Below are 24,480 nucleotides of genomic sequence, written 5' to 3'. Positions count from 1 at the left end.
GTACGATGCGCAACGCGGACCAGCACCAATTGATGGAGATTGCTTTTTGCCCCCCGAACGACCCGAACGATTGTGTCGGTCGCACCGATCGAGAAAACCTCGCCAGCAGAAACCGTTGTTCGACGATTCTCGCATTGCGTTTCTCGACAGCACGTTCACACGGTGAACTCAGACCGATTGTGGCAACGGTTCAGGAAGGATCATGCGTGCACGAACTGATTCAATTTGCGACAGATAGGTTTCGCAGTCCGCTGGATTGGCTGCCAATGCGGCGTCGATCAAGTCACGTGATGGTTGGGTCAGGTCGCCATAGCCAACCGTACCGCCGGCTCCCTTCAGCCAATGGGCGCTGAGTTCTAAAGCATCAAAGCGTTGGTCGCGAAGCTCGTTTCGCATGTCCACCAATCGCTGGTCGAGCCGAACGATGAAGTCTGAGACAATGGCGTGGAAGTCTGGGTCGTCCAGCGGCAACGCACAGTGAATTGGGTTGATGATGGTCGCTGGATCGACCGATGCGATCGCGGGACTGAGAGAGTCGCTCTGGTTCGATTCCTTTGACAGATCCATTCCCGGGATCGCCACTCGACCATGCAGTTCGCGGATGTCGTTGAGAATCGATTGAGCGATGTCGGGCGAACCATCTTTCGCAGCTTGTTCCAATGTCCGTGCCGGTTCGGTGAAGACATCCAAACCGACGGTTCCGCCGGCACCTTTGAGCCAGTGGGCTTCGCCGTGCACAAAGTCAAACTTGGATTCCTGGATCGCTTGTTCAATGCCATCCAATCGGGTGTGCAATCGAGACACAAAGTCACCCGCAATGGCGCGGAAGTCTTCGTCGTCCATCGGCAAGGTTGGCACAATGGCGGAAGATGGCAAACCACTTGATGCTGCCGCTGGTGAACCAGATGACGACAAAGACGCGGAAGCGGCGGATACTGGTGTCTGCATCGATGGCAGAATGCCTGCACTGCTGAGGCTCGCCGCGGAGGACGTTTCGTTCGCCATGGTTTTGGTATTGAGCAACGTGCCCGGATCGACCTCTCCCAAGTATTGCGAAACCATTTCCAGCAACTCGTCCAAGTTGACGGGTTTGGTGAGGAAGTCATCGCAACCAGCATCCATGCACTTCTCGCGGTCACCCCGCATGGCGTTACCGGTCAGTGCGATGACAGGCGTCGTGTCTTCTCGCTCACGCAGCAATCGTGTGGCGGAGTAACCATCCAAGACGGGCATCTGCATGTCCATCAGTACCAATTCGTATGGATATCCCGACTCGTTTCCTTCGGCGATCATGTCCAGAGCTTCCTGACCGTTTTCGGCGCTCATCACGGTCGCACCGGCGCGTTTGAGCACCAGTTCGATGAGGCGACGGTTGGCTTCGCCGTCGTCGACGACCAACACTCGTTTGCCGGGCAGTCGCAGCAACTCCGAGCTGACCGAACCGGCTGATTTTTCTTGGGCCAATCGAGCCAGTTCTTCGGGACTGACCATGTCTTGCAGGCTTGCAATGCTGGTCGGAAGTTCCACGCGGAAGGTACTGCCGATCCCTACTTCGCTGTGTACCGTCAGGGATCCGCCCATTGCCTCGGCCAGACGACGGCTGATTGACAGCCCCAATCCCGTTCCACCAAATTTACGAGTGGTCGAACTGTCGGCTTGCACAAACGAGTCAAAGATTTTGGCTTGCTGATCCGGTGTCATCCCGATACCGGTGTCAATGATGTCGACGCGAATGATTGGGTCGTAACCTTCCAACGCATTGGATGGCGTCTTCAATAGCGACGTGACAATCGACACAGATCCGCTTTCGGTAAACTTGATCGCGTTGCCAACCAAGTTCGTGATAACCTGCCGCAATCGAGTTGGATCGGACTGGATCGTTCTTGGGATGGCAGTTCGGAAATCAACCTTCAACGCCAAGTTTTGCTCGTCGGCTTTGACCTTCAACGTGTTCGCCACATCCGTGACGATGTCGTCCAGGCTGGTGTCGATCGTCTCGGTTTGCAGGTGCCCCGATTCAATTTTGGACAAATCCAGGATGTCGTTGATCAGTTCCAACAGGTGCGCACCCGAGCGATGGATCATGTTCAGGTGGTCAACGGCTTCGTCACCGTTGGACACCAATCCGCGGCGCAGCACATCAGTGAAACCGAGGACCGCATTGAGTGGCGTTCGAATTTCGTGACTCATATTGGCCAGGAAATCACTTTTGGCTGCGTTGGCGTTTTCGGCAGCATCACGAGCTTTCGCGAGAGCGACCTTGTTTTCTTCGATCAGCGTGATGTCCTCGAACGTCACCAGATAACCTTGCCCGGCGATGGGCGTGCAATTGACGCTGAAGGTCAGCATGCGACCGTTGTTATCGAATTGAAGAATTCGATCCATGACCGAATCGTCATTTTGTTTCGCTTCTTCCCATGGCAGCACAGCACCGGTGTCGGCGATCATCTGCCATTCCAAATCGTCAATCTTCTTCCCCATCAAATCCGCTGATTCTTGCGACAGCAATTGGTTCAGACGACGGTTGGTAAACAGGATGCGGCCTTTGGAGTTCAGCAGAACCAATCCGACCGTGATCGTATCCAGTGCATTTTCGACGTGTGTCGGGACGGCCCCTGACGGATCCAAACTTTCCAGCGTCTTCTTCAAGAAGAACGAAAACTGAATCAAACAAGCGGGAATCAAGACGATCAACAACCAAGCAGGAGCCCAATAGTTCAGACCGAACAAACCACCGGTTGATGCAAACGCGAACTGCATTTCGCCCCATTGTTTTCCGTACCGGAACACGGGGACTTTCATCTGATTGACATCGTCTTCCAGACTGTCGTCCCAAAACTCAGTGTGCTCACCAGCGGACACGAGCAATTGACCTTCGCTCGATACCAATCCGATCGACAAGATTTGGGGGTCTCGATGAACGACCGATTCCATCGTGACCCGCAATGAGTCTACCTGACCGTGACTGGCCATCGCGGTTCCACTGATTGCTAGCGTTTCGCACAAGCGCGCACGTCCATGAAGGATTTCTTCCTGTTCGTTCGGAAAGAATCCAGCAGCACTGGCGACCAGCAAACTGCCGGCCATCAGACCAACCAAACCGAGTGAAATCCGAATGCGAATCGGAATACGCTGATAGAGACTTATCATTCGTCTGTCATCGCTTTGTCGTGGCGGTCCATGAGTTCTTCGAGTGTTTCTCCGTCACCGTTTCCAGAGAATCCTTGCATGATCAACAACGGGTCGACCGCGCTCCAGGCAGGCATGTGGGCAATCAATCCTGACAACAACAATCCGCTGCGTAAGGCCCAGGCCACAACGCCGACAGTCACACTGGATGCCGCCGCACCGGCGGTACCAACCACAATCAGGTCCCCATTGATTTGAGAATTGACCCTTTGCTGATAACTGTCCAGCTGATCCCACATCTCGCCTGGTTGAGTCATCAGGGCATAGTCGATGGATGTCATCGCGACGCCGTCGGATCCGAAATCAAAGTCCAAATCCAAACGCTGGACTCGACCGCCCGCTTGCGTCAGCCCCAGCTGATTTCTTTCGATTTGCAATTCTCGTTCAGCGGCCTCTTGTGCCAATCTCGCTTCATTGACACTCGCATTCATCCGTTCGAGTTCCGTCGATGCTTCTTCAGCACCACCGGATTGCCCCGATTGCTGTGCGTTTCCATCCGGATTGGTTGTGGCCGCGTTCGGCATGCCGACGAGAACTTCTGCTGAGTCGCCTTCGTTGGCGGATTCCGAATCCGAATCATTGGAACTGTCTTCGGAATTGTCGCCGCTATCTGAATCGCTGTTGGAATCTTTGGAATCCCCATCGGTCGCGTCAGAATTGGATCCGGATGTGTCCTCCGGTGGCGTCGGTGCGGGTGAAGTCGGCACGACTGGTACGGGCAGGAATGTCAACGTCACCGTCGCCGCGGCACTGTGTTGCCGCCCATCAAACGCGGTCCATTCGAAGGAGATTGAACCAATGAATCCTGGGGGCGGTGTGAATACGAAGCTGCCATCGGCTTGCATATTCAAATTTCCAACCAGCGGGCCGGCACTTAAATGAGCCGTGAGGATTTGCCCGTCCACATCGTTGGATAGACCGTCAAAAACGGATGCGGGCACGGTGACCGTTTGACCGGCCAGCGAGTTGTCTTGCCAATCGCTGAGCGTTGGCGGTGTGTTGGTTGTGGTGACTTGAATTTGCAACGATTTGGTGTCCTCGGAACCACCACCGAGACTCGCATCGTCCAAATCAATGGTCACGTCCAAGTTGGAATTTGTGATCGCATCGAGGGTGATTCCAGCTCGCAACCACAATTCGGTGCCGATCACTTCAAACAATGCAGCATCATCACCACTTAACGAGAACGTTTCGGCACCAAGTGCATCGTCGGTGACGTCCAAATCAGCGACCTTCAAGCCGCCCGAGAGATCCTCGTCCTCCGCAACAAGTGTGATCGGATCAACGATGGAAAAACTGGGAGCTTCATTGACGTCGGTCACCGTTAACGTGAAATCGGTTGAGGAATCAATTCCGCTACCCAGCGTCGAATCATCGACGTTCACCGTCACATCCAGCGAGGGTTGCGTTTCGAAGTCCAGCGGAGCGTCGCCTTTCCAAAACAACTCCGTTCCAACGATTTCAAACAAATTCGCGTCGTCGCCCGACAAAGACAGCACGTTGGTTCCCGTGACGTCGTCCGTCACGTTGATGTCCGCCATCTTGATCCGTGAACCCGTCGCGGTCGATTCCGCAAGCGATGTTCCGCTTTGACTCAGGCTCACAACGGGAGCCGAGTTCACGTCCGTCACCGTCATGGAGAACGATGCGCTGTCATCGGGTGTGCCACCAACCGTGTTGTCATCCACCGAGACCGTGACATCCAAAACGCTATTGGTGTCGAAATCCAGCGTGGCATTGTTAATCAACCAGACTTCAGTTCCGTCGATCCGAAACAAAGCGGAATCATCGCCGGATAGCGAATATGTTTCGAGGCCTAGATTATCATCGTCAACCACGATGTCAGCCACTTTCATGCCCGAGGACAAGTCTTGACCTTCGCTGATCGTTGTCACGATGTTGGCCAAGCTCACGCTGGGTGCTTCGTTGACGTCGGTCACCGTCAACGTGAAGTCGGTTGAGGAATCGATTCCGCTACCCAACGTCGAATCATCGACGTTTACCGTCACATCCAACGAGGGTTGCGTTTCGAAGTCCAGCGGAGCGTCACCCTTCCAAAACAACTCCGTTCCAACGATTTCAAAGAGATTCGCGTCGTCGCCCGACAAAGACAGCACATTGGTTCCGGTGCCATCGTCCGTCACGTTGATGTCAGCCATCTTGATCCGTGATCCCGTCGCGGTCGATTCTGCAAGCGATGTTCCGCTTTGACTGAGACTCACAACGGGAGCCGAGTTCACGTCCGTCACCGTCATGGAGAACGATGCGCTGTCATCAGGCGTGCCACCAACCGTGTTGTCATCCACCGAGACCGTAACATCCAAAACGCTATTGGTGTCGAAATCCAGCGTGGCGTTGTTAATCAACCAGACTTCAGTTCCGTCGATCCGAAACAAAGCGGAATCATCGCCGGATAGCGAATATGTTTCGAGCCCCAGATCATCATCGTCAACCACGATGTCTGCCACTTTCATGCCCGAGGACAAGTCTTGACCTTCGCTGATCGTTGTCACGATGTTGGCCAAGCTCACGCTGGGTGCTTCGTTGACGTCGGTCACCGTCAACGTGAAGTCGGTTGAGGAATCGATTCCGCTACCCAACGTCGAATCATCGACGTTTACCGTCACATCCAACGAGGGTTGCGTTTCGAAGTCCAGCGGAGCGTCACCTTTCCAAAACAACTCCGTTCCAACGATTTCAAAGAGATTCGCGTCGTCGCCCGACAAAGACAGCACATTGGTTCCGGTGCCATCGTCCGTCACGTTGATGTCAGCCATCTTGATCCGTGAACCCGTCGCGGTCGATTCCGCAAGCGATGTTCCGCTTTGACTCAGGCTCACAACGGGAGCTGTGTTCACGTCCGTCACCGTCATGGAGAACGATGCGCTGTCATCGGGGGTGCCACCAACCGTGTTGTCATCCACCGAGACCGTGACATCCAACACGCTATTGGTGTCGAAATCCAGGCTCACCCCATCCTTCAAATACAGTTTCGTGTCGGAATCACGCAGCTCGAACAGGTTTGCATCATCTCCCGTCAACGAGTAGGTATTCGTGCCAATTCCATCATCGGTAAGCGTGACATTGGCCACGTGCACCCCACCGGTCAAATCCGCATTCTCGGCAATCGAACCTAGCACCGAAGTCACGGTCAAAGAGGGCGCTTCGTTCGCTTCAATGACCTGGACCGTAAACGTCTCTTCGGTAAATGAAGAGTCTGCACTGGTCGCACGAACGGTGAAACTATGCTCCGTCGCAGTGTCATAGTCCAACGTGGCCGCCAGCGTCACGATCCCCGTATTGGAATCGATCGCGAATTTGGAATCGGGATCGCTGATAAGGCTATACGTGACCGCTTCGCCGTCCGAGTCGGTCGCGAAGGCCTGAATTCCGACCGCGTCTCCGATTTCGGCGTCTTCGTCGACACTGTCGGGATCTGCATCGGCATCAGAAATCGCTCCGATGGGCGTGTTGGGAGAAGTTCCAACAGCAAAAGTCAGTGAGTTGATTTCTTGATCATCCAGTTGATCCAAACCGATATCCGATCCATCAAACAGCAACTCGACATTGGCCACGGAATTGCTTCCGCCAATCCGAGTGGACGTCATGGTCAAGCGAAAGACATCTTGGTTGGTGCCGGTCACGCCACCGATCGTTGTGTTTGCTTCGCTACCGGCGTGGACCGAGATCAACAGATCGCCCGCTGTGACGGCGACGCCCCCGATCGTTGTGCTGGATTCAACTAGATGCAGCCCTACGATCTTCTCGGTGAAGCCAAGATTGCCCCCGTCGCTGCCCTCAATCAAAACCGTCTCGGTGCCCGACGTGTTGGACTCGCCCACCGTATCGGCGTGGTAGGTGATCACACGGTCATGCTCGCTGCCACCGGAATGAGAAAACAGGAACGTGCCTTGAGCAAGAGTCGTGTCGCCCACGGTGACGCCGCCTTCGCTCTCGACCAGCGAGATGCCTCGAATGTCATCTCCATCAAGCGGATCGTCGAGCAAGAAAAAGAAGTCACCTGAGGAGTAGTCACCCGGCGTCGATGCCCGGAACACGATCACATCTTCACGATCAAATTCCTTGTCGGGTTCCGTTTCGCTAGAAAAATCAATGCCGCTCTTGTCGATTGAAAAGATCAGGTCACCGGCCAGCAATTCAAAACTGTTGGCCCCCGACCCGACACTCAGACCGGACCAGACCGCATGCATTCCGGAGATGCCGACATTGGTATCGCTGATAAAGTTCTCTAGACGAAAGCCGACTGTGGACGCGGTTCCCGACGTGGTGCCTCCGTTCCCGTCCAGCGTCAACCCTGGGTCGCTGATTTGAATGACCTGGTCTTCGCCCCAGTTTGTTAGACCGGCAACACCCGACTCACTCACATCGTTGTCCGTGGTGAACCAAAGCCCATCAATCTCTGCTTGATTGGCGACTCGAATCGTGATTGTTTGCGTGGTGTTGTTGCCAGCAGAATCCTCAACATTCACGACCACGGTGTAAGACGATTGATTTTCGTAGTCCAACACCCCATCGGTTAAAATCAACTCGTCTGAATTCCCGCCTCCGATCGTGAATTTGGCGGCATCGGCACCACCGGTGACCGTGTACGTAAACGTTTCGTCTTCATCAATATCCAACGTTGACAGTGTTCCTACCGAAACCCCAGCAGACGTGTCCGTGTTTTCGACAACGTCAGAGGGCCGGAACCCGATATGCATCGGGGACGTGTTTGTATCTTGGGCGCCTAACCCGAGCCCATGAGGCTGTTGAAGACCTGCAATTCCCAGATTTGTAACGTTAGAACCATCGAGGTCTGCCATCGAAATCTGGGGCAACCCGCTGTCCGCCCAATAGATTTTTCCTGACGCAGGATCGACTTCAATTCCATTCGGCCCATCCAAACCAGAATCGATCAACGTTTCTCGGTTGGAACCATCTAGATCGGCTCGTCTGATTTCACCATTGGAATAAGCACCGACAGCGTAATACAGCTTGTTGTTGACTGAATCGATCGCGATTCCTCGCACACCCTTGTCCGACGAGATCACTGTGACGCGATTCGATCCATCTAAATCCATGCGGTTGATTTCGAGCGTCAACTCGTCGGACCAGTAAACGTGCCCGTTGACAAGATCGAGTTCAATGTCGTCGGGAATGGTCAGGTTCAAAAAAGCGGTGATGGTTGCGAGCGTTTCGACATTGCTACCATCCAAGTCGGCTCGTTTAACTTCATTGTGAGATCCGGCACCGTCTTCCACCCAATAAATTTTTCCACCGACTAAGTCGACTTCCATGCCTTGTGGAGCTACAAGCCCGGTCAACACATTGACCAGGCCGGTACCATCGAAATTCACTCGTCGAATGCGGTTCTCACCGGCTTCTGAAAAGTAGAGATGTTGATTCACAGAATCGACATACAACTCTTCGGGATTCGACAGACCGCTCACCAAGGTTTGCACGTTCGTTCCATCCAACGCGGCCGATTGAACGGTGCCCAGATCGTGATCGATCCAAAAGAGGCGGTTGATGACGCCGCCCTGCCGCTGGAAGGCTCCAACATCAGGTAATCCATCCAACGTTGAAAACTGCCTCGCGTCAATGGCGACGGCATTCTCAGCAATGGCTTGATCAATCGCGGCACTGCCAGCTTGCAATGCGTGAGTCTGTACGTAGCCACCATTACTGGCCAGTGCCCCAAGATTCGCCGCCACCCCAATAAAGTCTTGCCCCCCAAACCCGCTCGCCGATCCAACATCGCCGATGAGGTTTCCGCCGTTGGAGGTGAATGCCCCATGAACGTCTGGATTGCTAGAGGTGGCCGTGTTGCCAGAGACGATCGTGTTGGCAACGGTTGTGGTGCCAGCTTCGACAAAGATGCCCCCGCCAATGTTGGACGTATTCAAAGTGAATGTGGAATGAATGATCTCGGCATTCACCTTTGTGTAGAGACCACCTCCCGCATTGGCACCCGTGTTGCCACTCACCGTCACATTCGTCAGTGACAGCGAAGTCGCACTGTTTTCGACAAAGATCGCACCCCCGGCCGTCGCAACGTTGCCCGACAAAGTGACCCGGTTAAGCGTCGCCGCTCCTCGGTTTGTGATTCCGCCGCCCGTATTGGTCGCATAGCCATTCACACCACCATTGCCGATGATCGCAACGTCGGTCAACTCGATCGTTCCCTTGTTGCCAATCGCACCGCCTTCCGTCGCCGTGTTGCTGGTCAACAAAGCTCGCTGCAAATTCAGCCCCGCAGATGGAGCCTCAACTCGGATCGCACCGCCCATGTCGCCCGAGGCATTCCCGCCCTGCAACGTTACATCCGACAATGTCAATGTTCCGCCATGAACGTCAAAGATCCGACTCAGATCGTCCGCGTCAATGATGGTGATGTTCATGCCGTGCCCGACGATGGTGAGATCTTTCAGGATGTCGAAGTCGCCGTAGGAGTTCGCATCGTCTTCGGTTTGTTGGCGAGTGAGTTGGAAAACGGTCGGAGTGTCCAAGGAGGCACTGAAGACGATGGTGTCGCCACCGGCGCCGGCGTTCGCCTGCGTGATTGCTTCGCGAAGCGAGGTTTCACCGTTGTTGTTCGATTCATCCAACCAAGTGGTCACCGTGATCGTCGCGAGTTTGTGTCCCCAAGTCTCCTGAAAGGATTCACTGACGACGATGTCCGCATCGATGACACCGGTCGCGTATTCCAAATCCCAATCCGCACCGTAGCGTGCGTGCCCGGTGTCATCGTCGCTGGCCGCGACATCCGCACCGGTGAGCGCCGCGATGGAATCAACCAGCGTTCTACCATTTGCATCGGTCGCGAGATCGCAACCATAAAACAGGATGTCGGCATCGGATGTCAGCGCATGCTGCCACGATGCGATGTCACCAGCGTAGGCGTCCAGGTTCTCTGCCCCGAGCCAAAGATTCCCCAAGCGAACCGAAGCGTGTTCGGAGTGTGAAATGATTTGCAGCGCACGAACGTTGGTTCGTGACTCCAAAATTTCAGTGATCTGTGTGACCCCGTCTCGGTTCGCATCCAGAACGATCACTTCGCTGCCTTCGCGATGCAAACGCAGGTCTTCGAGCAACGCCTCCAGGTCCGGCGTCAAGGCATCAATGATGATGATTTCGCTGGCAACGGATGCCGATTGCTGATCAGGGTTTTGGACACTCGATGCGGTGTTGCTCTGCTGAGATTCAGCTTCCGAATCCAAAGGGATTTCCATCACCGTTGCGGTCGCCGCTCCTTCGCCCGCGGAGGCGTCCATCATCGCCGGATCAATGGGCGTGGCACTGAACAACACCATTGGCTCAAGCGTGCCGATCTTTGGCAATCGTTTGCCGAGTGCCACCGGCCGACGCGCCCGCACGGACTGCTGTGCCAATGTCGCGACATGATCCACCCTCAGACAGCATCGCTGCCACCAGTGATTCGCGAATTTTGACATCAGATACCTCGCACAACGGCGCTCGAACAAGGGACAACGTCTTCGAGGCACGTCTGTTCACGGTACAGCCCATTGGTGTGGGCCGGTCGTCCGCCGAAACGTAGGCGACAAAACAACACCTGGCCGTGAAAACTGATTGGGGAAGCCTAGTTTTCTTTGTCAGCTGGAGAATCTGTGCGGCTTGCAACGCTCATTCGGCGCTCGGTTCCGGTCGTGCGGGCTGAATGCCTCTTTGCGGCTGATTCGCTGACTGAGTCCGGTCGATCTCCCAAATGCCCCGTGTCTGGATTGCAGAAGGAACCTTCCTTCAGATCCAACCTGCCCGATCGAATTGATGAAACAAATTGTGAAACCGACGACCGCCATCATTGATGGCTTGCGCTCGCGCAAGCTTCGGCGGACGGTACGCACACTCACTTCATCCAGACGCCGATGGGTTCGATCGATCATTCTGGCAGGAATCCTGGTTGGCCCATCCCACTTGGCACTATGGGCAGAAACGCCCGGTCACGCCGATGGCCATTCGCCTCATTCGGTTTCGACCACCTATCGATCTCACGAAGCGGTTCATTTACCGATCCCCAATGCCATCTCGAGTGGCCCCTACGCTCATCAAGTCGACCGGTATCGCGATCGAGTCCTTGAAAACGAGCTCATAGCGGAGGCCGATGGAAACTGTTGGTTCAAAGATTCACCGGCGTTGTCGTCTGGATCATCCATCGCAGGTCAGATCAGTCAGCTCGACCCGCAAGTCGTTTGGTGGGACGAGGACGTCACGCAGCCACTCGGTTTGGCCGAACAACACACCTCCGTCGATGCCTCGGGATTGGCCCAGACGGCGTTGATTGCCTCGCCCTATGTCCGCAGCTTGCTGACGGAACCTCAGATCTCAATGACCGACATTGTGATCGCCGACGCCCAGTTCGATCCGCTGACGTTTTTGGATGCCAACTACACCGATACGAACGATCCGGTTGGCAGTGAATTGACCACGGGCGACCAATCGGAACGATTCCGAGACAACCTGTTTGCCTCATCGGCGGGTGTACGTAAGAAGCTGACCGGTGGCGGGAACCTGGAAGTCGTGCAGCGTGGTGGCTTTCAGAACAACAACTCGACGTTTCTGACCCCCAACCCGCAAGGAACGTCGCGGTTGGAACTGAATTTCTCTCAACCGTTGCTTCGTGACCACGGCAAAGCGGTCAATCGCACGCGAGTCATCCTCGCAAAGATCGACGCACAAATCACCAACAGCGAAGTGCGAGAAGAAATTCAGACGCACTTGGTCGATGTCACCACCGCGTACTGGGAACTTTACCAAGCCCGCGCCGAATGGCTGCAACGCAATCGTTTACTCGCCAGTGCACAGGAGATGCAAACGGTCCTGCAAGCTCGCGGCGCGGTCGATTCGCAACAACGGCAAATCCTGCGTGCCAATGTTGCAGTGGCCAAACGGCGAGCCGATTTGGTCCGCATCGAAACCCGAATCCGCAACGCTCAATCAAAATTGCGTTTGTTGACTGGTGATCGCCAATTCGCCCAGTTCGCTCAATACGAAATGGTGCCCGTTGAGCGTCCGCTGATGCAGTCGATCGAGTTGAGCACGCGAGATGCGACTCTGACGGCGTTGGACAATCGTCCCGACATCGTGCAAAGCCTGCAACAAATGCATGCTGTGTCGACACGCGTCGGTGCCGCACGCAATCAAGTTTTGCCGCGACTGGATTTGCTGCTCAGTTCTTACGTATCGGGTTTGGATTCAGGCACCAACACATTCGGAGCAATCGGTCGCCAATTCAGCGAAGGCGGTCCAACATATTCCGCCGGTTTGATCTTCGAACGCCCGTGGGGCAACCGAGCCAACCAAGCCCGTTTGCGACGCAACCGATGGGAATGGACACGATCGTACGCCGAGTTTCAACAGACGACCGAAGCGGCAATGACGGAAGTCGAAATCGCCGTTCGCGAGACTCAAACGTTGTTCAACGAATTGATCGCCAAACAACAGTCGACGATGGCTGCCGCTCGCGAAGTCGATTATTTGCGGCAACGTTGGACGCACCTGCCCGATCCAAACGAGAACGCGATTCTTCTGATCGAAAACTTACTGGACGCGCAAGAACGCTTGGCGGATGAAGAACGCAGTCTGGTACGGTCGCAGGTCGCTCACGCGTTGTCATGGGTTACCCTTCGCAAAGCGATGGGCGTGCTGCTGGTTTGCAACGTCGCAGATGTTTCACCGGTACCGTCCAATGTCTCGGTATTCCTGCCTGACGAAACCGAACCGTTCGGAGGGATGATCGAGAGTGAAGAATTGATCCTCCCAACGCCGGAGGAGTGGAACTCACCATGAGCCTTCTCCAATCCAACTCGGGATGGCGATCTCATTTCGCATCCGCAACCCGCTTCGCATCGCTCACCCAACTCGGTCGATTCACTGATCGTCCCGCGGTCGACATCGAAACCGTTCTGCAGTCCGCATGCGACCAAATCTCGAATCGGTCCGCGAATTCGAAACAGGATTTGCAAGATCGCTGGCAAACGCTGCGGTACAAATTGCTGGAAGCGACCTCGGACCAGACTCGTGACTCATCGAACCAGTTGGATGCAATCTGGCGTGAGTGCTTGGCGGACGCTTTGATCTTGGCCGCCGATGCGATTCGAGCAACTCACGACATTGAGCTTTTCGAAGTGCAATTGCGTGCTGGTTTGATCGTGTCCTCGGGATGGATCTCACGACGGGGCGGCGTGGCGGAAATGCAAACCGGCGAAGGAAAGACCTACGCGTTGTTTGTTTCGTCGTTGATCGCTGCTTTGCCAGGCCGAGGCGTGCACATCGCAACGCCAAACGCTTACTTGGCCCAACGTGATCACGAACAACTCCGCGAGACTTGGTCGCTACTCGGTGTCAAATCCAGCTGTTTGCCCGAGGACTCATCCGCCGACGCCGCGCATGCAGCTTACCGAGCGGACGTGACCTATGGGCCCGGTCACGCGTTTGGTTTTGATTACCTTCGTGATCAATTGGCAATGGACACGGCGGCACGTCAGCGCCCCGGATCGACGTTGCTTCGAAGATTGAATTCAGAATCATCCACGCCTCGTTTGCAGCGAGGGCTCGCGGTTGCGTTGGTCGATGAGATCGATCATGTCCTGATTGACGATGCTCTGTCGCCGCTGTTGTTGTCAGGAACTCTGCCGGGCGAGGCCGATGACGCCGCGGTCCATCGACACGCATTGAAAACGGCAACATCGCTGCATGGCGAGGAAGACTTCCTAGCGACCGGTCAACAAATCGAATTGACCGACACGGGACTGAATCGTGCCTACGAAGCGGTGGAAGACTGGTCCGACGCTTCGCTACGTCGACCATGGCATGAGTACGTTGAACTTGCATTGCAAGCAACCCATTTGCTTCGTCGAGACATCGATTACGTGATTGAGGATGAGTCCGTCCGGATCGTTGACCAATCCACCGGTCGCATTTACGAAGACCGCACCTGGTCAGGCGGATTGCAACAAGCCATTGAAGCAAAAGAAGAATTGCCGATCCAGCGTGAGAGCGAATCGCTCGCAAAAATCACACGTCAACGTTTCTATCGATCGTACGACTATTTGGCCGGAGTCACCGGAACGGCGGGTGATTGCCGCGAAGAATTGAAATCGGTTTACGGACTGAACGTCCAAACCGTCCAACCTCGGTTGCCATCGAAACGCATCGTTCATCCGACGCACGTTACGCTCACCGCAAAACAAAAATTCGCCGCCATCGCCAACGAAGCCCGCCGGATAGCGGACTCTGGGCGATGCGTTTTGGTAGGCACTCTGGACATCGAAACCAGTCACCGGGTTGCAGAAGAAGTTCGTCGGCAAGGTCTTTCTTGTGAGCTGCTCAACGGCCTGCAAAACGCCGAGGAAGCTGAGATCATCGCTCAGGCGGGACAACCGCATGCGATCACTGTCGCAACGAATTTGGCCGGGCGTGGCACTGACATCCGTTTGAACCCCGAAGTGGCCGCCAAGGGCGGACTGCACGTGATCGTAGCCGAGCACCATCGCTCCTCGCGTGTCGATCGGCAATTGATCGGTCGGTGTGCTCGTTGTGGCGACCCAGGCAGCAGTCGCCATTTCTTGTCCGCCGAAGACAACTTGGTCAGCCAATCGGCACCTTGGGTGGGTCGTGCTATCCGACGTGCCATCGCCGCCGAACAAATCGAATCACTTTCTGTAGAGTCTCAAATCGCATCGATCCAAACACGGCAAGCCAAACGAGCTGCCGCGGCAAGACGCCAATTGCTGGAAGCGGATGAACGCGATTGCGGATTGGTTCGCAAAGCCCAATCGAACCATGATCCCGCCCCACACCTTCAAGCATTGGATGCAGGATGATGAACCGTCACTGGATAACAAAGCTCTGCGTCATCGTGAGTTTGCAATGCCTGTGTCTGCCGGGCATTGCGTCGGCGGACGAATACGAAGCGTTTACCGAACCGTATCGACGAATCCAAGTTTCGTCATCGGAAATGGGAGTGATCACGGAACTGAAAGCTCGCGAGGGAGCCGAGGTACGCGAAGGACAAGTGCTGGCACAACTCGATGATGCGTTGCTGCGAAAAACGCTGGATGTTTCGCGGGCCGCAAAAGATGCCATCGGTGGCAAGACTGCTGCGGAAGCGGAAGTCGTCATCCGCGAACAACAAGTCCAAAGCTATCGCCGTCTGTTCACGCAGGGCAACGCGACACCCCGAGAACTCGAACGCGCCGAAAACGATCATCGTCAGGCACTCGCTCGACTGCAAAGCGTCACCGAAGAACTTTCCGTTCGCGCTCTCGAATACCAACGTGTGATTTGCCAACTGGAGCAACGCCGCATCCTGGCACCGTCCGACGGGGTCGTCGTGGCACTGGCCAAAGAGGTTGGCGAATTTGTCTCACCGACCGATCCGATTCTGCTGCAGCTGGTCCAATTGGATCGATTGAAAGCCGTTTTCTCGGTGCCGCTGCGACGAATTGACAGTTTGTCTGAAGGCCAATCTGTCGTCGTTCGCGTGGGTGGATCTCGAGCGACGGTTTTTGGAACGTTGGAATACATCTCGCCCGTTGCCACGGCCGAATCCGGTACCGTCCGCGTCCGCGTTGTTCTACCAAACGAAAAACGTACGATTCGCAGCGGCGTTGTTTGCTGGTTGGATTTGGAAGCGTCCGCGAGAACCAACCAATCAAAGGCTCGCATCAGCGACGCCCCCGTCATTCTCTCGCCTGCGTTGCGCTAGCACGTGTTCACCGCATCGTCACTTTCGCCGGACGCGACCGGTCGTGATTCACATCACGAATTGTTACAACGCGCCGAGACATTGGCGGCGGCGATCGAACTTCAGTCAGCCCTCGATGCCTGTCAGGAGTTCGACGAAGCCGCATCGATCGCAACGCGATCGCTCAGTGAATGGTTGCAGGCAGAAGGAGCGATTCTGTGTTGGCGGAATCGTCCCGCATCAGGGCTGAAGTGCATCAGCGATCATGCCCACGGCGGCGGGACATTTGCAACCGACCATCCTCGCGAAACATTGGCCGCAGCGGAAGAAGCCTGTTTGCGGGATGGACTCAGCAAAGTCGCCGCGACGGAGGTCGCATCGTCGCCCGGTACGATGGCGATGCGGCAATGGCTGAAGACCATTGGATCGAACAACCTGCTCGCTTGCCCACTAGCGGACTCGAGCGGCAATAGCCTCGGCGTTTTGTTGATCGTCGCCCCACGCGAGCGATCGGCCTCTGCAACACTGGACGCGTTTGCACCGCTGCTGTCGTGCAAACTTCAAAGCATTCATCGTCTGCAACCGACGGGCGTGGAAGCATCGTTGGTGCGTGGCATTCGATCGTTTCGTGCGACTTGGCAACGTGCGACCGTTTGCGTTTTGTCGACGATCATTTTGTTGATGTTCCTGCCGGCTCATCACAACATTCGCACGGATGTTCAACTGCAACCGGTCCAACGTCGCTTCATCGCGGTCCCGTTTGATGGCCCGTTGCAAGAATGCATGGTGCGTCCCGGCGACACCGTGACCGAGGGGCAGTTGCTGGCCAAAATCAACCCTCGCGAATTGGAATACGAACTGGCTGGATTGCGTGCTCTTCACGGGCAAGCCGACCAGGAACGCCGAGGTTCGATGGCGTCGCATGATTTTGGAAAGAGTCAAATCGCGGCGTTGGAAGCCGATCGGCTGAAGACGCAAACCGAACTGCTGAACCATCGCAAGGACAACCTCGAAATCCGCAGTCCCATCGATGGAGTCATCGTCAGCGGCGATTGGAAGCAATCCGAGGGCGCACCGCTGACACGAGGTGAAACGCTTTTCGAAATTGCGCCGGTCGGTTCGATGAAAGTTGAGATCGCGATCCCTGAAGAGAACTTCGCTCACGTTCAACCGGGCATGCTGACCCGGGTTCACACCCACGCGATGCCGGACCGAGTGATGCACGGTGCAATCACGCGAGTCCACCCCGCCGCAACGATTCGTGATTCCGAAAACGTGTTTCTGGCCGAAGTCACCGTGGACGATCAAGACGGATTGCTGCGACCGGGGATGAAAGGCCGGGCGACGATCTATGGCAATAAGCGTCCGATCGGATGGATTGTTTTTCATCGCCCGTGGAATTTGCTGCTTCGTTGGTTGGGCGTGTGACCATGCAGCGAGATCCGGGAACCATCGATTGGCAGCAACAACCCATTCGCATCGCCGCCGATGTGAAGGTCTGGCCCGTTCGCGAAACAGGCGAACCGATTTATCGGATTGAAATTCCTGCCACGCATCAATTCTTTCGAGTTGGTTTGTCCGAGTACACGTTTTTGTCGGCCTTGGATGGGCATCGCACCATTGCACAGGCATGCGGGTTGGTCACGGCGAAGATGGGTCGTGCTGCACCCTCGTCCTCGCAGTGCGAATCAATCGCGAGATGGTTGATCGATCACCGTCTGGCGCACTTCGCCGACGCACCGCCGCCGCGTCGAGAACGCTCGCACCACGGCACACCGGCGGACAACTCCCCGCCAAAATCGATTTGGACACGATGGAACCCGTTTTGGATCAAGATGCCGGTCCCGGGTGCGTCCGGACTGCTGCAACACATTTCACGCGGGCTCGGCTTTCTGTTTTCAACGCCGATCCTGATCGTGGGAACATTGCTCATCACCGCAGCCTTGGTTGCACTGGCTTCCCGTCAGTCCGAATTCATCGCTGGTGCGTCATCGATCTTTGATCCGTCCAATTGGGTCTGGCTGTTGTTCACGGCAATCGGCTTGAAACTGATTCATGAAGTCGGACATGCGATCGCCTGCCATCGCGCCGGCGGATCCGTGCGGGAAGCCGGCTTGGTCTGGGTCTTGATGACCCCGTTGGCGTACGTCGACGTTTCGAGTTGCTGGCGATTGCCTTCGCGATGGTCACGAATCGGCGTCGCGGCAGCGGGCATGTTCATCGAAGGAATCGTCGCTTCGATTGCGATCGCAGGATGGATACTCAATGAAGACGACATGATCCGATGGTGGTGTCACCATGTGATCTTGACCGCGGGACTATCGACCATCTTGTTCAACGCGAATGTGCTGATGCGATTCGATGGCTACTTCATGCTTTCGGACCTCATGGATGTGCCGAACTTAGCCACCGAAGCGAATCAGTCGGTTCGACAATTCCTTCGCCGTTGGTTTCTCGGTGATGCGTCTTGGCACAGCACTCACACGGGTTGGCGGCGCTCGGCGGTCTTCGTTTACGGATGGTCCGCTGTCGCTTGGCGAGTTCTCGTGTGTGTCTCGCTCGCCATCGCCGCGTCAACGATGCTGGGCGGTGCCGGAATCGTTCTGTCCGTGTTGGGACTTTGGATGTGGTGGGGAAAGCCACTCGTCCAATTCCTGCAATCGATGCGTAATCTGTGGCAAACGGAACCGTTCCAAGTTTGCCGAGGTGTGGTGCTCGGTGCGATTGCGATCAGCGTCTTCGGTTGGATGTTGTTTTCGATGCCAATCCCATCGTCGGTCCGTGTTCCGGTGGTGGTGCAATACGATCCCGATTCAGCGATCCGTGTCGGAGCAGAAGGTTTCCTGGTCGCATTGAATGTAAACGGCGGCGACCAAGTCGAAGCTGGCGATCTGATTGCCACGATCGAAAACCGTGAACTCAAACAACGCGTCGCGGAGCTGGAAATCGCTCAAAAGCAAAACGACATTCGACTTCGCAAAGCGATCGAGTCTCGCGAAGAATCGGAACGGTTGATCCTGCTGGACAATCGCCAAGCGATCATCGACAAGCTCGCAACCTTGCAAACGCAGTCGGATCAACTGAACGTTGTGGCGAACCGGACCGGAGTCGTGATCGCGAATGACTTGCGGTCCAAACTCAACACGTATGTTCACGAAGGCGACGTGTTGATGATTGTTGCTGCCGACACGGACAAGGAAGTCTTGGCGGTGATCAATCAGTCACAGGTTGACGATGTTCGCAAGCAGATCGGCCAACCGGTTCGCTTGGTTGCACCCGGTCGACAAACGTTCTGGGCCACGCTTGATCAACTTCAACCGCGTGCATCCGACCGAGTCCCGAACGCGTCGTTGGCGGCGACGCATGGTGGCCCATTGGTTGTTCGCGTCGACGATGCATCTGACGACTCGTCCAACGATGATCGTTTGGGCGAAGAGATGATCGACAACATGCGTTTGCTCCAGCCACATTTTCGAGGCGTGCTGAAACTCCCTCATAAAGAAGCACAACGTCTTCCCGCGGGTTTGCGATTGGAAGCTCACTTTGGCTGGCACCAAGCTTCGATCGCCAAAAGAGCGCGTCTGTGGTTTCAAGACGCACTGGCTCGAGCCTCCCAAGAAAATCGCTGAGCAGTTAGTGGCAACGCCATGTAGCTACGCAAGCAAACAACGCTTGCCGCGTATCCCAACCGATCGCCCAAGCAGCACACCAATTGCGCTGGCATAACCTACGGAGATGGATTCGTCTGAGCGTCCGTTAAACGACGCCGGGACGCAGCACGGGGAAGGCTTCCCCAGCGGCAGGCAACGTTCGTATGGAGTCAAACTGAGGGTGCTTGATCAACAGCAACGGCAACATGGGGCTGCGCGTTTGCAGCAATCTTGCCAATCGTTGTTCGGCGGGTTCTCGAGTCACCACGTCAGTTCGACGAAGCTGCAAAATGGTTTCGTTCAACGTTGGTCCGTAGGGACCATAGGGAAGCGTTTCCAATCTCGCCTCACGCAGTTCCCAATAACGGTCCGCGCCATCGGATTCCGACCAATTGAGTCCTGGATCCAGATCCGCCGCCAATTTCAAATCGCTGCTGTGCTCGTACAAATCGATGAGCAACCCGCGAGTGAAACTTTCGGGGCCGACTTGATTCCCATCTGTCTTTGGCATGACACCGGTGGCTTCATCAATGGCACGACGCTTGTTTGCAACAAACCACTGGGCGCGTGCCAGATCGGACTGCAACAGCTTCGATGTTGAGTGCAGCGAAGCCGCTCGACGAAGGGAAACGACGCCTGCCATTTCCTCATAGAGCATCAACTGAACCCAACCGAGTTGGTGAAAGACTTGCCAAGAGTTATTCGCCTCTTTGGACAATGCCAACAAAATGTCGCGTGCTGGTTTCAGATCGCCGAGCCGTTGATACATCAACATCGCCGAAGCCAAGCGAGCTTCCACATTGGTAGTGTCCAACTCCAAAGCGCTCTCGATTGATCGCTGAGCCTGGATGATGAGCTCTTGAGCCTCCTCGTCCGCGACCCGTCCGGCCAGCGTCAGAGAAGTCAGCCCTTTTCCCGCGTGTGCGGGAGCGTAATTGGGATCTTCTGAAAGAGCACTGTCAAAGCACTTTAGAGCGGAACGCATCCCATCGATGCTGTCTGGGTCGGCTTGCGTACGTCCTTTCAACAGACAGGTAAACGCCCCCGGATCGCGAGGTCGTGATTCGTGTGGATTCTCCAGCAGACTTCGGTTGATCGCCGAGGCAACTTGCCGAGCCAAATGGTTTTGCTCAATCAAATTGTCGCCACCGCTGGTGCGTATGACCTTGCCCCAAATTTGCGTGCCGCTTTCGGCGCAAATGATCTGGATGTTGACATCCATGAAACCAGGCTGAGCACCGGTGGCTTCTGTGAAAGTCCCTGTCACCAACGCGTCCACCTCCAACCGCGAAGCCGCGTCGCGATACTGATCGGGGAAGCTAGCCGTCATCGGCACATACTTCGGTACCGACAATCCTTCCAAGCGACTGAGTTCATTGGCAACCAAACCGGCCAACAACTCACCTCGCTGGAGCATTCGTCCACGGGCCGGCTGTGGATCGACCTCGTTCTTTGTTTCGACCTGGGTCGCGGGCGTGAAGCTGAGGACACCGATGGAACGAATCCGGTTCAGCTTGGCCCAGTTGCCACTCAAGCCCGACATACCAACCAACGCGCCGGCAAAACTTCCGCCAATCATCTCGACAAATCGACGACGAGACACTCCGCCGGCAATGCGAATTGGCTGTGTCATCGACGCGCCGTCCATCGGCGTGGCCAACGTCTCGCCGTCATTGGCTGGCAAGATCGCGCCACCGCTCGAGAGTGCTGCGACAACGGTTGCCGCGGTCGGACGTTCAGCGGGTACCTTGCGCATCATCGCCATGATCAAATCGGCCAGGGCGATGTCGTCGCGACGACGGCCTGGATCAGGCAACGGAGTCTTTTCCAGAACCGCGGCATAGCGACTGGCCGGTGATTTTCCGGTGAAGGCGGGGCGACCGTAGAAAGCTTCGAACAACACGCAACCCAACGAAAACACATCGGCAGCCGGTGTGACGGTTTCGCCGCGAGCCTGTTCGGGTGCCATGTAACCTGGCGTGCCCAAGATCATGCCGGCACGGGTCTTGGCTTCATTGGCCTCGTCGTTGCCCGCGTCCTCATGCTGACTCTCCGGATCCGATTCTCCGGGGCCGAACACCGCTCGGCCCACGCGAGACAATCCAAAGTCGAAGAGCTTGACCGACGGCAACGAGGTCTCGTTGGATGACTGCATCGCTATCGAATGACCGCTGATCGTGTTGCTGTTGGCGGGCGAAGGCGTCGGCGATCCGCTGCGACGGCCAACGAGCATCACGTTCTCCGGCTTGAGATCACGATGGATCACACCGGACGCGTGCGAGGTTGCCAAGGCCTCAGCCAATTGCCGTCCCCAGTACCGAACCATTTGCGTTGTGATCGGTGCCACATCGGTTCGTCGTGATTCCATTCGTCGCATCAGCGTTTCGCCACGAAGATGTTCCATCACGGCGTACGGCATGCCTTCGTGAACCCCAACGTCGAATAGCTCAACAATGTTGGGATGCGTCAACGAAGCGACCGCCTTGGCTTCACGCTGAAAACGCTCAACCAAATTGGGATGTCCGTCGATCGACAGCATTTTCACCGCGACGCTGCGTTCCAGTCTCGTGTCGGTGGCGCGATACACGACGCCCATGCCGCCGCGTCCCAAAACACCATCCAACCGGTAGGGACCAATTTCGGTGCCCAGTGGCGGCAGCGAATCGGAGGAACCATCGCTGGCGACTTTGGCCAACGCCTTCTTCACGCGTGCTTCCGCCGATGGAGTTGAACGCAATGAATCGTCCATCTTCATCGCATCAACCGCTGGTGTGTCCAGCGCAGCCGCCTCCCGAGACGGCGTGTCGTTGGAAGCGGCCAAAACCTGGGTCAATTCACCCGAATCGCCATGAATTCCTAGGTCGCCATCGATTTCCGCTCGAATCGCTTCCAATTCAGAACGCAACAAATCCGCATGCTCGCCGCCGTGACGTTCGACGAGCGACTGAATGCTGGTCAAATCCGAGGGTGCCGGCTCTCCATCGGCGACTTGCCGCAGCGAGGATTCATATTCCAAGCAGACCGCATCGAGGCGGGCCAATTCGCGGGCAGGCAAATCACTTAAATTCATCGCGAATCACTTCCGTAGCTATCTGTGATCGAAGTGTGTTTTCGAGAGTTCGGCACCGCTTTTATGTTTGGTCGGGCACGGACTCCGCCGCTTCGGTCCACGTTTTGCGAATTAACTGCAGTCTTCGTTCGACCGCACGTTTGCTCACGCCCAATTTGGTCGCGATCTCGTCTACCAAAAAACCATCCATCCGCATCACTGCGATTTCTCGCAATTGTTCGTCCGGCAAATCATCCAACAATCTCTCGCACGCCTCCGCCAATTCCAACCTCAAATCCGGTGGAGTGTTGTCGGATTCGCCTCGTCCAGCGAATTGTTCCAACCCAGCCCGGCCGGAATCGCCCGACGCGTCCAAGAAGACTGACTCACCGCGGACTTGGCCGCCACCGCGTTTTTGCCGCGTTTGACGACGCAAATGAGCGTTCACCTTTCGGCTGGTCAACGTGATCAGCAATCCCCACAAATTATCCGGCCCCGACAAATCGGGGAACTTTTCACGTCGAACTCCCGCAATGAAACTGTGAAACGCAGAGAGCGCTATGTCTTCTTCGTCGCCAGACCGCCGAAGGTTCTTTGGCAGTCGAGTTCCTGCCAGCCGAACGAGGGGTTGGAAGTAACGTTCCCACAAGACCGCGGTTGCGTCGTCGTCGCCCTGGCGAACCAGTTCCAACAGATCGGCGAACTCTTCGAGCGTTAAATCGTTCATTCCGGCGAATCTCCCAACACGGGCGGTAACACTTCTGCGGTGTAGGCCACATCGCCCACGTCCCCCGCCGATATCATGCCGGCCAATTTCTCACCGGCTTCGAAATGGCTCCGGCGGGCATAGCCCATCGCCAATCCTTCGCCTTGATCGTCGATCCGCCCAACGCTGGTGATTCTGCCGACCGGCTTGGCATCCTCCGGTGCGTCCAACGCTCGCAGTTTGTCGTCCGCCGCCGGCTCAGCCCCCGCGGGCAAACCTGACAATTTCCAACGCACCAATTTCTTTTGGACCTGACCCAATGCGTCGAGCCGGGCCACGGTTTCTTGCCCGAGATAGCAGCCCTTTGTGAAGCTGATCGTTTGGGTTTCTCGATCGGCTTCTTGCGGCAGATGAGCGTCGGTCAGATCGATCCCGAACCATGGGAACCCGGCCGCAACGCGGTGAACATGAAAATCGTTTTCGTCACCCATCGCCAACGATTCGGCATTCACACCCAAACGGTCCGCGATCCGCGATGGATGTTCCGCGGCGGTATCGATCGGCAGCAGGAACAATGTGCCGGATTTTACCCACGGCAACTGATACGAATCGACGCCGTCTTGGTTGGTCATGTTCGGCAACGGAGTCGTCTGAACTGGTTCAGCGTCACCATCGATGACCATCCAAGCGGCCAACTCTTCGTCACGAATCACCGGCGTCGCGTCTTCGCGAATGGTGTATCGGTCGGCGTGTTCCGCGATCGCTTGTGACTGGCGGACGGTACCAGAGTTGTCAGCGGTCGCGACGATGCCTGGAGCACCAATCATTCGGTAGCCATCTTGCGTGGCAAAGACGACGACGTGTCCCAAGCACTTTCCACGAACATTGGTGATGAACGTTTCCAATCCAGCGTGCTGCGGACCATCGGCGGTCAGCTTTTTGACGTCGTTTGTGGTCAAGTTGTGCAGGATCGCGGTGGCGTCTGCACCCACCAAATCCACAATCGACAAAGCGGGCAATCGGATCAGCGACAAAGAAGATGGCATACCGGCGAATTGATAAGAGGGCTGAATAGGCGAGCCATCTTACCCTGATGGGGCCCATTCGCGTTCCAAGAACAGCCAAATGAGGGGGCCAATTGGTTTCATTTGCCCACTGAATTGCTGATTCTCACGCCAAA

General features: G+C 55.9%; 10 protein-coding genes. 5 read left to right on the top strand and 5 right to left on the bottom strand.

Features of this window, described 5'->3' with window-relative positions; all coding sequences use genetic code 11:
* Positions 1-168: 168 nt before the first annotated feature.
* Positions 169-3,150 (bottom strand): ATP-binding protein, encoded by a 2,982-nt coding sequence (locus RB_RS00335; protein WP_011117769.1) that lies wholly within the window; start codon positions 3,148-3,150, stop codon positions 169-171.
* Positions 3,147-10,643, bottom strand: a complete 7,497-nt coding sequence (locus tag RB_RS00330; RefSeq protein WP_164921274.1) for a DUF4347 domain-containing protein — start codon at positions 10,641-10,643, stop codon at positions 3,147-3,149. The genes RB_RS00335 and RB_RS00330 overlap by 4 nt, the downstream gene beginning before the upstream one ends.
* Before the next feature lie 334 nt (positions 10,644-10,977).
* On the opposite strand from RB_RS00330, the gene RB_RS00325 reads away from it, so the two are divergent.
* Genes RB_RS00325 through RB_RS00305 form a run of 5 tightly spaced genes read left to right on the top strand, consistent with a single transcriptional unit; the run spans position 10,978 to position 19,524 of the window.
* A complete protein-coding gene (locus RB_RS00325; protein WP_011117765.1) occupies positions 10,978-12,996 on the top strand; it encodes a TolC family protein in 2,019 nt (672 codons plus the stop codon).
* Entirely contained in the window at positions 12,993-15,032 is a 2,040-nt protein-coding gene (locus RB_RS00320; protein WP_164921273.1) for a preprotein translocase subunit SecA, read from the top strand. Before RB_RS00325 ends, RB_RS00320 begins: the two co-directional genes overlap by 4 nt.
* Positions 15,029-15,916 (top strand): efflux RND transporter periplasmic adaptor subunit, encoded by an 888-nt coding sequence (locus tag RB_RS00315; RefSeq protein WP_011117763.1) that lies wholly within the window; start codon positions 15,029-15,031, stop codon positions 15,914-15,916. Before RB_RS00320 ends, RB_RS00315 begins: the two co-directional genes overlap by 4 nt.
* 3 nt (positions 15,917-15,919) lie before the next feature.
* Complete coding sequence (locus RB_RS00310; protein ID WP_011117762.1) at positions 15,920-17,323, top strand: efflux RND transporter periplasmic adaptor subunit; 1,404 nt, start codon at positions 15,920-15,922, stop codon at positions 17,321-17,323.
* Positions 17,269-19,524: an efflux RND transporter periplasmic adaptor subunit gene (locus tag RB_RS00305; RefSeq protein ID WP_011117761.1), complete on the top strand. Its 2,256-nt coding sequence runs from the start codon at positions 17,269-17,271 to the stop codon at positions 19,522-19,524. Before RB_RS00310 ends, RB_RS00305 begins: the two co-directional genes overlap by 55 nt.
* A 127-nt stretch (positions 19,525-19,651) precedes the next feature.
* Here RB_RS00305 and RB_RS00300 read toward each other — a convergent pair whose 3' ends face one another.
* The 3 genes from RB_RS00300 to ygfZ form a co-directional block, all read right to left on the bottom strand.
* On the bottom strand, positions 19,652-22,615 hold the full coding sequence (locus RB_RS00300) for a serine/threonine-protein kinase (protein ID WP_011117760.1): 2,964 nt from the start codon (positions 22,613-22,615) through the stop codon (positions 19,652-19,654).
* A 61-nt stretch (positions 22,616-22,676) separates the two neighbouring features.
* Positions 22,677-23,321, bottom strand: coding sequence for an ECF-type sigma factor (locus tag RB_RS00295; protein ID WP_007325064.1), 645 nt, complete (start codon positions 23,319-23,321; stop codon positions 22,677-22,679).
* Complete coding sequence (ygfZ, locus tag RB_RS00290) at positions 23,318-24,346, bottom strand: CAF17-like 4Fe-4S cluster assembly/insertion protein YgfZ (RefSeq protein ID WP_011117759.1); 1,029 nt, start codon at positions 24,344-24,346, stop codon at positions 23,318-23,320. The genes RB_RS00295 and ygfZ overlap by 4 nt, the downstream gene beginning before the upstream one ends.
* Positions 24,347-24,480 lie beyond the last annotated feature (134 nt).

It is taken from the genome of Rhodopirellula baltica SH 1, assembly GCF_000196115.1.
Classification (GTDB): domain Bacteria; phylum Planctomycetota; class Planctomycetia; order Pirellulales; family Pirellulaceae; genus Rhodopirellula; species Rhodopirellula baltica.
Note: the sequence above shows the minus strand (reverse complement) of the source record. Positions and strands in the feature narration are given on the sequence as shown.

Coding starts and splice junctions, on each gene's coding strand:
- RB_RS00335 (WP_011117769.1), bottom strand. CDS start 3,150: ATGATAAGTCTCTATCAGCGTATTCCGATTCGCATTCGGATTTCACTC.
- RB_RS00330 (WP_164921274.1), bottom strand. CDS start 10,643: ATGTCAAAATTCGCGAATCACTGGTGGCAGCGATGCTGTCTGAGGGTG.
- RB_RS00325 (WP_011117765.1), top strand. CDS start 10,978: ATGAAACAAATTGTGAAACCGACGACCGCCATCATTGATGGCTTGCGC.
- RB_RS00320 (WP_164921273.1), top strand. CDS start 12,993: ATGAGCCTTCTCCAATCCAACTCGGGATGGCGATCTCATTTCGCATCC.
- RB_RS00315 (WP_011117763.1), top strand. CDS start 15,029: ATGATGAACCGTCACTGGATAACAAAGCTCTGCGTCATCGTGAGTTTG.
- RB_RS00305 (WP_011117761.1), top strand. CDS start 17,269: ATGGATTGTTTTTCATCGCCCGTGGAATTTGCTGCTTCGTTGGTTGGG.
- RB_RS00300 (WP_011117760.1), bottom strand. CDS start 22,615: ATGAATTTAAGTGATTTGCCTGCCCGCGAATTGGCCCGCCTCGATGCG.
- RB_RS00295 (WP_007325064.1), bottom strand. CDS start 23,321: ATGAACGATTTAACGCTCGAAGAGTTCGCCGATCTGTTGGAACTGGTT.
- ygfZ (WP_011117759.1), bottom strand. CDS start 24,346: ATGCCATCTTCTTTGTCGCTGATCCGATTGCCCGCTTTGTCGATTGTG.